At 67.8% G+C, this 14,985-nt stretch carries 11 protein-coding genes; 7 read left to right on the top strand and 4 right to left on the bottom strand.

Annotated elements, in window-relative coordinates; translation table 11 throughout:
• Entirely contained in the window at positions 1-1,173 is a 1,173-nt protein-coding gene (locus tag AB0M95_RS20980) for a hypothetical protein (RefSeq protein ID WP_363766994.1), read from the bottom strand.
• A gap of 884 nt (positions 1,174-2,057) precedes the next feature.
• On the opposite strand from AB0M95_RS20980, the gene AB0M95_RS20975 reads away from it, so the two are divergent.
• The 4 genes from AB0M95_RS20975 to AB0M95_RS20960 all read left to right on the top strand — a co-directional run bounded on the left by AB0M95_RS20975 (position 2,058) and on the right by AB0M95_RS20960 (position 5,340).
• Positions 2,058-2,291 carry a hypothetical protein gene (locus AB0M95_RS20975; protein ID WP_363766991.1) on the top strand — a complete coding sequence of 78 codons (234 nt, stop codon included), beginning with the start codon at positions 2,058-2,060 and terminating at the stop codon, positions 2,289-2,291.
• 166 nt (positions 2,292-2,457) lie between these two features.
• Complete coding sequence (locus tag AB0M95_RS20970; RefSeq protein ID WP_363766988.1) at positions 2,458-3,780, top strand: ATP-binding protein; 1,323 nt, start codon at positions 2,458-2,460, stop codon at positions 3,778-3,780.
• Positions 3,777-4,376 (top strand): RloB family protein, encoded by a 600-nt coding sequence (locus AB0M95_RS20965; protein ID WP_363766985.1) that lies wholly within the window; start codon positions 3,777-3,779, stop codon positions 4,374-4,376. Before AB0M95_RS20970 ends, AB0M95_RS20965 begins: the two co-directional genes overlap by 4 nt.
• A 610-nt stretch (positions 4,377-4,986) precedes the next feature.
• A complete protein-coding gene (locus tag AB0M95_RS20960) occupies positions 4,987-5,340 on the top strand; it encodes a beta/gamma crystallin domain-containing protein (RefSeq protein WP_358526018.1) in 354 nt (117 codons plus the stop codon).
• A gap of 244 nt (positions 5,341-5,584) precedes the next feature.
• On the opposite strand, the gene AB0M95_RS20955 is transcribed toward AB0M95_RS20960, so the two are convergent.
• Positions 5,585-6,466 (bottom strand): helix-turn-helix domain-containing protein, encoded by an 882-nt coding sequence (locus AB0M95_RS20955; protein ID WP_363766982.1) that lies wholly within the window; start codon positions 6,464-6,466, stop codon positions 5,585-5,587.
• A 299-nt stretch (positions 6,467-6,765) separates the two neighbouring features.
• On the opposite strand from AB0M95_RS20955, the gene AB0M95_RS20950 reads away from it, so the two are divergent.
• Both AB0M95_RS20950 and AB0M95_RS20945 read left to right on the top strand, forming a co-directional pair.
• Complete coding sequence (locus tag AB0M95_RS20950) at positions 6,766-7,803, top strand: zinc-dependent alcohol dehydrogenase family protein (protein WP_358526013.1); 1,038 nt, start codon at positions 6,766-6,768, stop codon at positions 7,801-7,803.
• A 200-nt stretch (positions 7,804-8,003) separates the two neighbouring features.
• On the top strand, positions 8,004-8,144 hold the full coding sequence (locus tag AB0M95_RS20945) for a PLDc N-terminal domain-containing protein (RefSeq protein WP_363766979.1): 141 nt from the start codon (positions 8,004-8,006) through the stop codon (positions 8,142-8,144).
• A 113-nt stretch (positions 8,145-8,257) separates the two neighbouring features.
• On the opposite strand, the gene mgtA is transcribed toward AB0M95_RS20945, so the two are convergent.
• The gene (gene mgtA, locus AB0M95_RS20940; protein ID WP_363766976.1) at positions 8,258-10,978 is read right to left on the bottom strand and encodes a magnesium-translocating P-type ATPase; all 2,721 of its coding nucleotides are present in this window, start codon (positions 10,976-10,978) and stop codon (positions 8,258-8,260) included.
• Positions 10,975-11,985, bottom strand: coding sequence for a hypothetical protein (locus AB0M95_RS20935; protein ID WP_363766973.1), 1,011 nt, complete (start codon positions 11,983-11,985; stop codon positions 10,975-10,977). Before AB0M95_RS20935 ends, mgtA begins: the two co-directional genes overlap by 4 nt.
• A gap of 302 nt (positions 11,986-12,287) precedes the next feature.
• Here AB0M95_RS20935 and AB0M95_RS20930 point away from each other — a divergent pair, with 302 nt between their 5' ends.
• Entirely contained in the window at positions 12,288-14,831 is a 2,544-nt protein-coding gene (locus tag AB0M95_RS20930; RefSeq protein WP_363766970.1) for a cation-transporting P-type ATPase, read from the top strand.
• Positions 14,832-14,985: the final 154 nt, after the last annotated feature.

The following is a 14,985-nucleotide window of genomic DNA, read 5'->3' as shown; positions in this document are numbered from 1 at the left end:
TCACCTCTCCGCGTCGGAGCCGGGCACGACCTTCACCGGCCGGGACTCGACGGTTCTCGACGTCCCGTCGGCCCACGTGCCGGTCACCTGGACGGTCACCGTGTCGGCGAGGTGCTTTCCGATGAGGTGGAACCGCGACCCGGTCGCGCCCGCCACCGGCTCGCCGTTCACGAGCCACTGGTAGCTGAACTCCGCACGCGGGGTCCACTTGCCCGGGTCGGCCGTCACGAACCCGCCGACCTTCGGCGAGCCCTTGATGACCGGCGTGCCCGGCGCCTGCAGCCGATAGTGATAGAAGGTGACGTTGCTGGGACCGTTCGGATCCGGCTGCTCCCGGTTGATGATGTTGAGGGTCAGACCGTCCGGTGTCTCCAGGAACGACAGGCCTTCGACCTCTTGATCGTAGGGAACCATGAGATTGAAGAGCACCTGGACCTCGCCGGTCGTCAGGTTGGCGCGGGAAATGTTCTTCCCCTCGTCGTCCGAGGCGAAGTACATCCAGCCGTCATGGATCTTGCCGCCCTGGGCCTGGTCGATCGTCTGCGATAGCGGGATGTATCTGTTGAACGACCAGTCGCGCAGGTTGTAGACGGCGATTTCCGTCGCGTTGTCATAGGCCATGCCGTAGGCGAGGCCCTTGCCCGCGTCGACGGCCACCCAGCTTGCGATGTCTTTCACGCCGTGCGGCGGGTTCAGGGCAGCGGCCTGGCCGGTGAAGCTCAGATCGGCGGCGTTGTAGACGGCGAACACCGGCGTCTCGTATCGGCCGCGGGTAATGGGATCGCGCGTGCTGCTATCGAGCGAGATGTAGAGCTTGCCGTTGGCGTAGTCGATGTCGCCGATGTGGTTCAGGCCTTTGTAGGCGAGCGGCGAGGGGTTGGCCAATTGGGCCGGAATGGCCGGCGAGCTCTTGAAGATGGTGTTGTACCGCAGGTCCGTGATCTCCAGCCCGTTGGTGCTGGAGAAGTACCAGTGAGTGCCGTCAGTGGTGACGCCCTGGTCGCGCGAGCTCTCGGCCTCCCCGGTGAACACGTCCTTGCCGATGAACTTCCACGTCTCGACCGCCTGCGCGGGCGCCGCCGCCGCAGATGCCGCCACCGCGGGCGCCGCCGCCGCGACCGCGCCGACCAGGGCGAGTCCGGCGATGAAATTCCTTCTAGTGAAACTTCTCAAGATGACTCCATGTGATCCACCGGCGGACGGCGCCGTGTCCGCCATGTCCACCATGTCCGCCTAAGTTCTATAAGGGCGAGTTTGCGCCGCCGCAGCGGCAGTATGACCGCGCAGTTAAGCGGATCTTCACGTTTGGCCGGAGTCGTGTTGTTGCGTGGTTACGATTTGTGATCTCCGTTTGCCAACTGCGTGTGGTGGTCGCCGGGTGGTTCGGGTGGTGGCGCAGCGGGATCGGCGGCGCTGGTCGACCGGGTTGCGGAAGCCGGTGGTAGTGCCGCGGTCGGCGCCAGGGTGCGCCTGCGCGTGATCGAGTTCGACGCAGCCGAGTCGCGATTCAGCGCGATGCTCGTCGACTCGGCTGCCGCTGGTGCGGCCACCCGCCGTACGCCCACGAGGACGCGAGCCTCCCGCACCGAGCCCACCACGACTGGGAACAGCCCACCCCCGCGCAGGTCCAGGCCCGGCTGGCCGTGCGGGAACGCCTCGGCCTGCGCGGTCGGCCGCCCGCGGCCAGGCCGGTACGACCGCTCCTGGCACCAGATCCTCGTCCGGCTCCCGCGAGGCGAGGCCGCCCTCCCGCAGGGCCAGCCCCCTGCCCGCGTGCGCCCGGTGCGTCATCCTGGCGGCAGCGCTTTCCCGCAGGGCCAGACAGCCGCGACGCCTCCCACGGCGTCCCCGGCCGTTCCCGCCCCGCGCCTCCGGCCCGCCGTCTCTCCGGTCCGCACCACCGTCACCGCGTCCGGACGAACCCCCGCCACCGTCCCCGGACGTCACCGGCGGCCGGAGCACTCCCCCATGGCAGGTCCCCCGCGGAGCGGGCCGCAGCCGTCGATCATGCCGATCCGCCCGAGTGGACGCCACCGGCGCCTGACGGGAGCGGCAGCGTGAACAGGGACTGCATTGACAGAAACGGCGTCACCGCAGACAGCGTGAACAGGGACGGCGTCGACAAGGACGGCGTGAGCAAGGACGAAGGCGGCGGGGCGCCGGTCCGCGGTCGGCACCGGTCAGGGGCGGCGGCCACGCAGGTCCGTCCTCGGCGGTGGGACGCGGCCAAGAGGGCTTCCGCCGACAGCCCCGTCAAGACCGTCTGGGCCCGCTGGTGCCTCCCCTCGTGAGCCGCGGAAGTCACCCACAGCACCACCTGTATTTCGGGCGATCTTTGTGGACAGCCTGAGGAGCCCCATGTGTAAGTGCAGGTAGAGTGTAGTTACAGCGCCAAAAGTGTTCATGATCGCCTCTGTTGGGCCCCAAACTGCACAGAGGAGCCTGAAAGGACGTCTCATGTTGCTGAGGTTTCGGGTCGCGAACCACCGCAGCATCCGCGACACCGCTGAACTTTCCCTGGTCAGCAGCGGCTTCAGCGGCGCCAAACCCGCTGACCATGACTGGATCGCGGCGACGACTCGTGTGGCGGGAATATTCGGTGCGAATGCCTCCGGTAAGTCGGCACTCCTTGAAGCTTTGGGCTTCATGATCAATGCCATTACGCACAGCGCCACCACCTGGGGCAGCAAAAGCAGCTTTCCCTATCACCCGTTCACCCTGGACGCCGACTCCAGGACCCACACGTCCCTGTATGAGATCGACTTCGTTCTCGACGGAGTGCGCTTCACCTACGGCTTCGAGTCATCAGCGACGGGCATCCACGCGGAATGGCTCTACAGCTACCCGACCGGGCGAAAAAGGGTGCTCTTCGAGCGCACCGGACTCAGCGGGGGCGACATGGAGTTCAGGCGCTCCCTCCTAGGTGAGAACATGCGTATAGCTCGCCTGCTCCGCCCCACGGCCCTCTACCTCTCAACCGCGGCCAACAGTAACCACAAGGCGCTCGGCGCCATTCACCAATGGATCACTCACCACATAAGGTTTGCCCATTACACCGAGGTCGATCGCCGTGCGCGCATCATGTGGGCGCGCAACGTCATGGAGAACGAAACCATACTGTCGCAGGCGATAGGCCTGCTCAGGTTCGCCGATCTCGGAATCACCGGCATGGTCCTGGATGAGGTAGACCTGGATGACGATATCGTCAGGATGCTGAAGGACGTCTTCGAAAGGACCCTGGATTCAGATAGCCCATCTCGACCCACGCCTTCTCTGGAAAATATTCTCAGTGAACTCAAGAAAAAAATCAGATTCATGCATTCCGGAGCAAGCCCCGGGGAATCCTATCTTCTGTCACTGAATGAGGAGAGCAGCGGGACCGTCGCCTGGCTCGCACTCGGCGTCCCCGCGCTGATGGCATTGCGGCATGGCGACGTGATGGCAATAGACGAGCTTGACGCAAGCCTTCACCCACGCCTCGCCGCCGCGCTCGTGGGGATGTTCAAGGACCCTGAGCTGAATCCGACGGGCGCGCAACTGATATTCACCTCACACGAAACGAGCCTGCTCGGCCAGATGCCGGGGACCGACCTCTCAAAAGACGAGATCTGGTTCACGGAGAAGAGCGCCGAGGGCGCGACAGAACTGTTCTCCCTTGCCGAGTTCCCGGTACGGCCGACGGACAACTTCGAGAGGCGCTATCTCCAGGGTCGTTACGGCGCCGTCCCCATGATCTCCCCCGAAGAGCTCCGAACGGTCGTGCTCGGGGAGATGCAGTGAGCGGGCGCCGTTCACGTGGATCGAGAGATCTACGGCGACGCAGTGACACGAAGAAGGAGAAACCGCGAATCCTGATCGTCACTGAAGGCGCCAACACGGAGCCTCAATACTTCAGGGGATTGATCCGGGATCTTCAGGCGTCCGGCGTCGAGGTGTACAGGCTGCGCGTGGAAGGCATCGGCCGCGATCCAGAGAGGGTCGTGCAGAAGGCCGTGGTCATTTCATCGGAGGCTCCCGCGGGTGACGAGTACGAACATGTGTGGTGCGTGGTCGACGTGGATGACCACGCGACACTCGAAAAGGCGCTTTTAGCGGCCAGACGGGCATCGATCAAGGTCGCCATCAGCAACCCCTGCTTCGATGTATGGCTGCTCTGGCACTTCTCGGAACATCGGTCGCATGTCAACCAGGCCACCCTGAAAAGGAAACTGCGTGATTTCGGCATCCACGACAAGAACCTGCCGGATGATTTTCCGTATGCGAACCACACATCAGCGATGGCACGCGCCGAGGCGTGCGGCGTGAGCGACGGTTTTGAGATACCCGCCAACCCGTCCAGCTCGGTAGGCAGATTGATCCGGATGCTGACCCGGTAAGGACCGGGACGCCCCGGTCAATCCTCAGTCGCCGCCGGCTGTCACACGTGCGCTGGGTCCCATTCAGAGCACCTGGTCTGCTCAGCAGCGAACCAACCGATCACCATTCAGGACATTTCTCGCAAACCTACACATCTGGCCGTGTCGCGCGGTCGAGATGGATGCCCCTACGCGCGGCATCCCCGGCAGCCGCCAACTCGCCCGCGCATCAACGCCATGCACCGCGACCATGCCGAGGTCGAGAGCAAGGAACGCGCAGACAGGGCGAGGGGATCGCGCAAGCTGCCGCCCAAGATCTGGAACGTCAACGTCGGCTGAGTGCCTGCGGCCGACATCGACGACCGCTCCGCGAGTCATCGAGATCAGCGATCTACGAAAGCAGGGCTCAATACAGATAATGCACTTTGCGTTCGGAGTGCTGGGCCGGACAAAGAGCGATGTTACCCTCAGTCACCGGACCACCCAATTGCGTCACGAAGAGGCGCAGCTGCGAGGGGCCCTTAGGTGCGCAGTCGGCCGTCTGCCGGCCCGACGAAGCACCGTTCCGTCAAGACGCGACGTCACCAACAGGGCCGGGGCCGTGCGCGCCGTCTCCGCAAGAGGAGAGTCTGTGATCTCGAAGAGCAAGAAGAACGCCCGTTCCATGGCCGTGGCGCTCGCCGCAGCCGCCGCCTTCACCGTCACCATCCCGGGCGGCCCCGCCTTCGCCATCGACCACGTCCAATGCGTTGGCGGCGAGAACTTCCTGAAGATCTGGTCGCACCTCGACGGCCGCCAGAGCGTCGACTGCTACGCCAACGCTGGAAAGACCGACTTCGGCGGATGGTGGGTCGACCGGATCTCCACGGGCAACAACGACCTGATCTACTACGACGCCAACGGCGACTCGGTGAAGATCGAGCGCTGGCACGACATCACCTTCCCGAACCGCCCTCCGAAGGTCGTCGCCATCCAGATCCTGTGACACATTGACATCCGGCTGCCGCCGGAATCGCCGGCCGGTCACGCCCCGCAGGCGTGACCGGCGGCGGGCGGTGCGACAGGCCGGCCAGGGCGAGACCGGAGTCAAAGTCTCCATCGGCGTCGTCCGCAGAACCCTCGCCGACGCCAAGGACTCGTAACCGCCCTGGCGACCACCCGCATCAGAACGAGCCGACGGGTCTCGGACTCAACGACTCATGGACTTGTGTACGCCGCGCGTGCGGGTGTCATCCGGTTTTGCGCTTCGGGGACGCGACCCGCTTCGTCCTCTCTTCCGTCGTGTGCTGTTCCTGGCTGTAGGACTCCAATGCCTGGAGGCCGGGGCCGTACGCCTCGATCAGCTGAGGCGCGAAGTCGGCGAAGACCTGCTGGAGGTCGAGGTCGTGCCTGATGAAGCCCTTGACCGCGGCGATCACGGGCTTGCTCTCGGTGCGGATGGCCTCCCAGCACGAGCCGTCGGCGGCGATCGCGTTGACGGCCTCGCGCGAGTCGGTGACGAGCGCGATGTGCTTCGCCTGGTGGTGGCGGAACAGCGCGCCGTCTGTCGAGGCGTGGCGGAAGACGCGCGCGCCGCGAAGGTCCGCGCCCCCGCGCCCGAACGCCAGCACGACGACGTCGACGTCGCGCGCCGTCGCCTCCTCGATCGCGTCTTTGAGGGCGGCGAGCTCCGCGGCACTGGCCGAGAGGTAGACCCTCCGGGCCGCGCCGGCGATGGATTCGACCGCCACGCGGAGAATGTCCTCCCGTGAGGCGAAGCGTTCGACGTACTCGAGCTCGCGCGGCATGTCGGCCTGCTCAAGCCGGCGCGCGGAGTCCTTGGCATCGGCCAGCCGGCGCTCGAAGGAATCCTCGAGCTGGCGCAGCAGCGCGTCGGGCGGGATCGCGCTGAAGACCGTAGGGTCTCCGGCGATCTCCCGCACGACACCGCGTGAGACGAGCTTGCGGAGTGTCTCGTAGACCTTCGGCTGTGGCACTCCGGTGACCTTGGAGACGCGGTAGCCGGTCTGCGGCTCGGCGGCCATGAGGCCGACGTAGCACTGCGCCTCGTACTGGGAGAAGCCCAGTTCCTGGAGTGCCCGCACGAGGTCGGCGGTCGGTTCGACGCTCATGACTGCTCCTTACTCGGTGGGTTGACGCACCGAACATACTACCGAAGTAGGTAGCTAACTGGTGGTTCGGGTCCGCCGTCCGCCAGGACATGGACGTGATCCTCCATCGTGGTCACCATGGCATCGATCTCCTCTCGCGTCATACGACGCCCGCCGAGCCTTTCCAGGGCCAGGCGGTCTTCGAGGGCCTTGGTCCTCCGGAATCAGGTCGATGAGCACTGCGTCCGGCCGTCGATCCGCTGGACGCTGGTGTCAGTGGAACTCCCGCGGCGAGACCGCGAGGCCATCGAGGAGGGAACATGAAAGCACTGGTGTACGGCGGTTCCGGGCAGAGGTCGTGGACCGAGGTGCCCGATCCGGCGATCATCGATCCACGTGATGCCATCATCCAGGTGGACACGGCCACGATCTGCGGAACGGACCTGCACATCTTGGCCGGTGACGTCCCCGAGGTCGAACAGGGACGGATCCTCGGCCACGAGGCCGTCGGTACCGTCGTCGAGATCGGCAGCGGGGTCAGCGGGCTGGTGCCCGGCGACCGCGTCGTGGCGTCCTGCATCTCCGCGTGCGGCATGTGCGCCTACTGCAGGAGGGGTGTCTACGGCCAGTGCCGGAACGGAGGCGGGTGGATCCTGGGCCACCTGATCGACGGCGTCCAGGCCGAGTTCGCGCGGATTCCGTTCGCCGACCTGTCCACGTACAAGCTGCCAGTCCACGCGACCGACGAGGCGGCCGTCCTGCTCGCCGACATCCTGCCCACGTCATACGAAGTCGGTGTCCTCAACGGCCGAGTCAGCCCGGGCGACACCGTGGTGGTGGTCGGGGCCGGGCCGATCGGCCTGGCCGCCATCCGCACCGTCCGGCTGTTCACGCCTTCCCGGGTCATCGCCATCGACAAGGCGGAGCCTCGGCTCCAGGCGGCCAAGCGGTTCGGCGCCGACATCACGATCACGCCCGAGGACGACCCGCTGGAGGTCGTCCACTCGCTGACCGACGGACTCGGAGCCGACGTGCTGATCGAGGCGGTCGGCACGCCCGAGACGTTCGAACTCTGCACTCGCCTCACCCGCCCGGGAGGCCGGGTCGCCAACGTCGGTGTCCACGGAAGGCCTGCCACGTTGCACCTGGAAGACCTGTGGATCCGCGATCTCACCATCACCACCGGGCTGGTCGACGGCTATTCCACGCCGACCTTGCTCAAGATGCTCGATGGGGAACAGCTGGATGTCAGCGGAATGGTCACCCACCGCTTCGCCCTGAACGACTTCGAGAAGGCCTACGAGGTGTTCTCCGACGCGGCGAGGACCGGGGCGCTCAAGGTCGTGCTGAACCGTTGACGAACGGCCGGCCGAGACTCGGCCGGCCACCCACCGCGAGATCTGTTCGCGATATCCGAAGGGAAGGAAACGTGAAGGCAGCATCCTTCAGCCCACGGACCGCGGAGCGGCGGACGAGTGGATGTCCGCGCAGGTCCAGGCGATGGGCGGATCTCACGCCACGGCAGCAGGCAGCCCTCTTGACGCTCGCCTCGGTGGAGATGGCAATGACCGCGACCGCCGCCGTCGATCTGTTCTGCCGCCCGCAGAACCGGCTACGCGGCCGCAAGGCGCTGTGGTGGCCGGTTCTGGCCATCCAGCCCTTCGGCCCGATCGCCTACCTCGCTCTAGCCCGGAAGTGATGTCGCCGGTCGACCACGTACCGCGCTCCGTGACGACCAGGTCGTCGGGATGGCGAGCCGCCGCGGCCTCATGGCCATGGCGGCCGCCCCCGACGGCGACCTGCGCGCAGCCGTCATCGCCGCGCCGCGGAACGACGTGCGCGCGACCTTGACGGCTGGATGGTGGTCACGTCGACAGTGGTGAAGGGGCCCGCTCGGCGGTGGGTGCGACGGCCGGTGGAGCGTGGACGACGCGCCGCGACGGCGGGCGCCTCGCGGTAGAACCAGCGTTTGCCCAGCTCTATCAGGCCCAGGTACAGGAGCACCATCACCGCCAGCGCCGCGAAGTACGCTCCGGGCAGTGGTTGGAAGCCCAGCGCCTGGGCCACCGGGGTGAAGGGCAGCACGACACCGATCACGATGACGCCGAGAGTGGCCAGCATCAGGGGGACGCTGGGCCTACTGTGGAAGGACGGGGTGCGCCGGGTCCGGATCACGAAGATCACCAGCGCCTGGGTCGCGAGGGACTCGACGAACCAACTCGTACGGAAGAGCTCCGGACCGGCGTGGAAGCCGATCAGCACCACTGCGAAAGTGGCGAAGTCGAACAGCGAGCTGAGCGGGCCGAAGAAGAGCATGAACCGCCGGATGAGCTTCACGTCCCAACGAGACGGGCGTGCCAGTTGCTCGGGATCCACGTTGTCCGTCGGAATGGCCAGCTGTCCGGTGTCGTACAACAGGTTGTTCAACAGGATCTGGGCGGGCAGCATCGGCAGGAACCCCAGCAGCAGTGAGGCGCCGGCCGCGCTGACCATGTTGCCGAAGTTGCTCGACGTTCCCATCAGGACGTACTTCATCGTGTTGGCGAAGATTCGCCGGCCTTCCAGGACGCCGTCGGCCAGCACGTTGAGATCCTTCTCCAGCAGGAGCACGTCGGCGGCGTCCTTGGCGACATCGGTCGCGCTGTCGACGGAGACGCCCACGTCGGCGGCGTGCAGGGCCAGCGCGTCGTTGACTCCGTCGCCCATGAAGGCGACGTCCAGCCCGCCACGCCGCTGGGCGCGGATGATACGCGCCTTGTGCTCGGGACTGACGCGTGCGAACACGGTCGCCTGGTCGATGAGCGCCGGAAGGTGGTCGTCGTCCGCCGCGTCGACATCCTCGCCGGTCAGCACCCGTCCCGGGGCCAGGCCGATGTCGGTGCACAGCTTCGCGGCCACAACCGGATTGTCGCCGGTCAGGACCTTCACCGAGATGCCCAAGCCGGCGAGCCGCTTCAGGGCGCCGGCGGCGGTGCTCTTCGGCGGGTCGAGGAAGACCAGCAGGCCGTCCAGGACGAGGTCGCGCTCGTCGGCCGGCGTCAGCCGTACTTGTTCCGGACCGGCGGGGAAGGGCCGGCCGGCCACGGCGACCACGCGGTTACCCGCGGCGAATTCGGCCTCCAGCGCGGCCCTGGCCGTCGCCGGCACACTGGCACAGCGTGCCAGCACGGCTTCCGGCGCGCCCTTCGTGACCAGCGTCCGATGCCCATTCGTGTCTTCTACCAGGACCGACATCGCTCTTCGCTCGTGGTCGAAGGGCAGCACCGCGAGCCTGCGGTAAGCGGTCAGGCGCGCCATCGCCGTCTCCGCGCCCGGGGCCTGCCACAGGGCGACGTCCAGCGGGTTGCCCCCCGCGACGCGGCCACCGCTACCGACGATCGCCTCGTTGCAGAGCAGGCCGAGCGCCAGCGGGCCGTCGGCGGCGTGCCCGTCGGGGCCGAGAGAGCGCATGAAACCGATGCGCCCTTCGGTGAGCGTGCCGGTCTTGTCGGTGAACAGCACGTCGATGTCGCCCAGGTCCTCGATGCAGATCAGGCGCTTGACCAGAACCTTGAGCTCGGCCAGGCGCCTGGTTCCCGCGGCGAGGCTCGTGGACACCACGGCGGGCAGCAGTTGCGGGGAGATGCCCACGGCGATGGCCAGCGAGAACAGCAGAGCGTCGATGACAGGACGGTGCAGCAGCAGGTTGACGACGAAGATCGTCCCGGTCAGTACCGCGGCCACGCGGACCAGCAGCAGCGAGAACCGGGTGAGCCCCATCTGGAACTCGGTGTCAGGATGCCGTTGGCCCAGCCCGAGCGCGATCTTTCCGAACTCGGCTCGACCGCCGGTGGCCACCACCACCCCCTTTCCCGATCCCGCGCTCACCACGGTGCCCATCAGCGCGCAGCAGGTCAGGTCGGCCAGCGCGGCACCCGCCCGTACGGGTTCCGGCGACTTGGCGACCGGCATCGACTCGCCGGTCAGAGCCGACTCCTCGCATTCGAGTCCCGTCGCCGTCAACAGCCGCAGGTCGGCGGGCACCACCTGGCCAAGCTGGAGCTCGACGACGTCACCGGGGACGATCTCGGTCACGTCCACGGCCTTGGGGTGGCCGTCGCGCCAGGTCAGGCAACTGTGCCGGATCCGGGTGTGCAGGGCCTCGGCCGACTTCTCGGCGCGGTACTCATTGAAGAAGCCGAGTCCCACCGACGCCGTGAGGATCACCGCGATGATCAGAGCGTCGGTGGATTCGCCGAGCATCGCGGACGCGGCCGCCGTCAGAGCCAGCAGGATCAGCAACGGCGAGCGGAGCTGCCTGGCCAGCACGGTCAGCCCGCGCGCGCGGTGGGTTCGCACGGCGTTCGGGCCCGCGGCGGTCAGGCGTGTCCGAGCCTGGGCGCCGGTCAGCCCGTCACCCGTCGTGTCCAGGAGGGTCAGCAGCGGGTCGATCTCGGTGCTCGCGGCGATGCCGAGGTCCACCGTCTTCGCGGCGTGGTCGGCTGCGGTCGTCGTGGCGACGCGCATCGTCACATCTCCGGAGCGGCGGGTCACAGTGACCGGTTCCTCTCGTGTCGGGTCCGACCGCTCGGCCGTCTCGTGGCAGGCCCGGTCAGCAGTTCGGCGGGAGGACGACGCGGGGCGCGGGGCACGGACGGGCCGTACCCGAGCCTGATGATCATTTGTGCGTGGCCGCGGCGGTGGCGGGGATCGGTGCGGTGGCGCATGTCCCGCAGGTCCAGTGGCTGGTTGAGGAACGAAGCCGACACACCGTGCGCGCTCGCCAGGAGCAGCACCCTCTGCAGGGCCTGCCCGGCGCGAAGCCAGTCGGCGGGGCGGTCACCGGGGGTGGTCAGCACCGCGATCTGCGGATGGTGCTCGAAACGCGCGGCAGGCCGGTCCGGGTGGGTGCCGAAGTCACGCACCACGGCAGGGTCGCCGGCGAGGCGTGGGCCAAGGACGTAGGAGGGCATGCCATCGGAGTGTGTTCCCGTCATCGTCCACGCCCGCAGTTCAGCCAGGTAGTCGTGATCCCGGCCCAGCTCCTCCTCGGCCATCGCGACATAGTCCAGCAGGTCCGTCGAGCCGAACCCTCCCAGCGGGACCAGGTTGGCGCCCTCTCTGGACGCCGCGATACGCAGGTCCGCCAGCACCCATGGGGGCACCCGCCTCTCGTCGAACGGCTCACGGTTGGTGCGCCGTGTGCCGATGTTGGCGAACAGCTCCTGCTCGGTCGAGGAGGGCTGCCCGAAGGCGGGCATGTGGACGATCGCCAGCAACTGTGGATCGGCCCGCGGATCGGGCAGCAGCCACGTCAGGGGCTGGAACCCGGCCACCCGGATGGCCAGGCGCAGGTTGAACAGCGCGGCACCGCAGCTCACACGCAGGGACCGGCCACGCGGGTCGGCCCGTCTGAGCCGCCGGTCCGGATCCGCGAGCAACTCGATGGACTTTCCCGCGATCCGGAAGCGCCACGGTTGGGTGTTGTGGACCGAGGGCGCCTGGCCCGCCGCGGCGAGCAGCCAACGGATCCCGAGGTCGGTATCAATGGGGAAAGCCATGACGTACCTCTTTCATCGACGTTCTGAGGTTCTTGTCGGCGTCCGGTGGACGACAGAGCCGAAAGTCCCGCATCCACCGGGACATCCGTTGCCGGGCCGGCCCTCGCGATGCCGGGGGCTCATCGCGGGCCGCGTTCACCTCGCTCCCGGCCCGCACGGCGGTGAGCACGGGCGTCAGATCATCCGCCGCCCTTCAGCACTCGCCGGACGGGACCTTCGTCACTGCCGACGGGCGCTCTCCCTGTGAAGACTGGCCTTCGAGACCATCACACGCTTCGACCAGACCGACGGGGAGACGACGAATGGCCAGTGAAGAACTCATCGCGCCCGCCGTCATGTCCGGTCTGTCGTCGATGGAGGCGGTCGCGAGACGCGAACGGGACGGGCCGAATCTCCTGCCCAGGAAGCCGCCCGTCCCGTTGTGGCGGCGAGTGGCCGCCCAGCTTCGCGACCCGCTGATCCTCGTTCTGCTCGTGGCCGCGGTATTGACCGTCGCCACGGGCGACTGGACCGACATGGCCGTGATCATGTTGGTGATCGTGGTGAACACCTCGGTCGGGGTGGTGCAAGAGATTCGCGCGGACCGCGCCATCACGGCCCTGTCGGAACTCACCGCCCCGACGGCGCGCGTGGTCCGTGACAGCGCCCAGACGCAGGTTCCCGCGGCCGACGTCGTTGTGGGTGATCTCCTGGTGCTGGCCGAGGGGGACATCGTTCCGGCCGATGCCAAGGTGCTGGAGTCGGCGGCGCTTCTCGTCGACGAGTCGTCCGTCACGGGCGAATCCATGCCGGTGGACAAGAGCGTCGAGGAGGCGGTGTCCTCGGGCACCGTCGTGGTACGAGGACGCGGCCGAGCGGTGGTCACCGCGGTGGGTCCGGCGAGCGCGACCGGGCGTATGGCCTCCATGATGGTCAAGGGGGCCGGTCTGACGCCGCTCCAGCGACGTCTGGTGGGCGTCGGTCGCATGCTGGCCGGTGTCACCGTGCTCTTGTGCGTGATCGTACTGGCCCTCGGCCTGGCCCGGGGCGAACCCGTCGAGCTGATGATCGTGACCGCGATCAGCTTGGTGGTCGCCGCCGTACCGGAATCACTGCCCGCGGTCGTGACCTTGGGTCTCGCACTCGGAGCCCGCCGGATGGCGGCCCGCAACGCCCTCATTCGCAGACTGCCCGCGGTGGAGACCCTGGGATCGGTCACCGTGCTGGCCACCGACAAGACCGGCACTTTGACCGAGGGCCGGATGGTCGTCCGGCTGCTGTGGACCCCCACCGGCGAAGCCAAGGTCACCGGCTCCGGCTACAGCCCTGAGGGTGAGATCGTCGAAGACGAGCCGGCTTCGGAGACGGACGAGCTCACCGACCTGCTGATCGCGGCGGCGCTGTGCAACGACGCACGGCTGTCTCAAGACTCCAGCGGACACTGGACGGCGTTGGGTGATCCTACCGAGGCGGCCATGCTCGCCGCCGCGGCCAAGCGGGGCCTGGACCGGTCAGAGCTTCAACAGCGGTTCCCCAGAGTCGCCGAGCGCCCCTTCGAGAGCGGCCGCAAGCGCATGACGACCGTGCACCGGCTACCCGATGGCCGTGCCCGGGTGATCTGCAAGGGAGCGCCCGACGTGTTGCTCCGGCGACCGGTGCCGGCCGACGACCCAGCGCTGCCGGCCGGCGCGTCCGAACGCGCCGCCCGACTCGCTGAGGCGGGCTTCCGGGTCATCGCCGTCGCCGGCACCGATCTGGACGTCATTCCGGAAACCGTCGAGGAGACCGGGCTGAGACTGCTCGGGCTGATCGCGATCCTGGATCCGCCGCGCCCCGCGGCGGCCGCCGCCATCGCCGCCTGCAAACGCGCGGGTATCCGACCGGTTCTGATCACCGGAGACCACCCTGGGACCGCCCGCGCCATCGCCACCGACCTCGGCGTCATCGAACCCGGCGGCCAGGTCGTCGACTGCCGTGACTCCCGCGAACCAGGCCAAGAGGGGGCGAACGTCTACGCCCGGGCGACACCGGAGCAGAAACTCGACATCGTCCAGGGCATGCGGAAGCGCGGCGACATCCTCGCGATGACCGGAGACGGCGTCAACGACGGGCCCGCACTGCGACGCGCCGACATCGGCGTGGCGATGGGCGAGCGCGGTACGGAGGTCGCCCGTCAGGCGGCCGATCTGGTCCTGGCCGACGACGACCTGGGCACCGTGGTCGCGGCCGTCGAGGAGGGCCGCCGGATCTACGCGAACATCCGCCGGTTCCTCATCTATGCGCTGTCCGGCGGAGCGGCCGAGATCGCCGTCATGCTGCTGGGCCCGTTCGCCGGTCTCACGCTCCCGCTGCTGCCCGCCCAGATCCTGTGGATCAATCTGCTCACCCACGGACTACCGGGCGTGGCCCTGGGCGGCGAACCCGCCGCACCCGGCTCCATGACCGGGCCGCCTCGGCCCACCACCCAAAGCATCCTTGGGGCCGGGCTGTGGCAGCGCGTGATCCGGATCGGCGTCGTCCTCACCGCCGTCACCCTCGGCGTCGCCATCTGGGCGCACCACACCGGACGCCCATGGCAGAGCATGGCCTTCTTCGCCCTCGGCGCCACCCAACTCGGCGTGGCGATCGGGTCGCGCACCCGGCAGCGCTCGCTGGCCAACCCCATGCTGCTCCTCGCCGTCGCCGGCGCCCTCACCCTGCAACTGGCAGGGCTCTACCTTCCTCCGCTCCAAGAACTCCTCGGCACCCGGCCGCTGAGCGCAGGCGACCTGCTGATCGTCATCGCACTCTCGACCCTCGGCTATGCCGCTGTACGCCTCGACCGGATCCTGCACCCGACACCACCACCCGGTTCGGGCAGCCGGTGACCATGGACGTGACCTCATGCATGGTGTCCCGGCCTGAGGATCATCTGGGCATGCCCACGTCGATGCCGCCGGTCCCGAAGTCCCTTCGCCGCCGGGACTTTCGGACCCCTGGCCGAGGACCTCCGATCGATGCCGTCCGGGCGGTGGTGGACGA

Origin of the sequence: Sphaerisporangium sp. NPDC051017 (assembly GCF_040683095.1) — a bacterium.
In the GTDB taxonomy this organism is placed as follows: Bacteria; Actinomycetota; Actinomycetes; order Streptosporangiales; family Streptosporangiaceae; genus Sphaerisporangium.
This window is presented reverse-complemented; position numbering and strand designations above follow the sequence as displayed.

Bases quoted from the DNA above. Each gene is read 5' to 3' on its own strand.
- AB0M95_RS20970 (WP_363766988.1), top strand. From the start codon at position 2,458: ATGTTGCTGAGGTTTCGGGTCGCGAACCACCGCAGCATCCGCGACACC.
- AB0M95_RS20955 (WP_363766982.1), bottom strand. From the start codon at position 6,466: ATGAGCGTCGAACCGACCGCCGACCTCGTGCGGGCACTCCAGGAACTG.
- AB0M95_RS20950 (WP_358526013.1), top strand. From the start codon at position 6,766: ATGAAAGCACTGGTGTACGGCGGTTCCGGGCAGAGGTCGTGGACCGAG.
- AB0M95_RS20945 (WP_363766979.1), top strand. From the start codon at position 8,004: ATGGCAATGACCGCGACCGCCGCCGTCGATCTGTTCTGCCGCCCGCAG.
- AB0M95_RS20935 (WP_363766973.1), bottom strand. From the start codon at position 11,985: ATGGCTTTCCCCATTGATACCGACCTCGGGATCCGTTGGCTGCTCGCC.
- AB0M95_RS20930 (WP_363766970.1), top strand. From the start codon at position 12,288: ATGGCCAGTGAAGAACTCATCGCGCCCGCCGTCATGTCCGGTCTGTCG.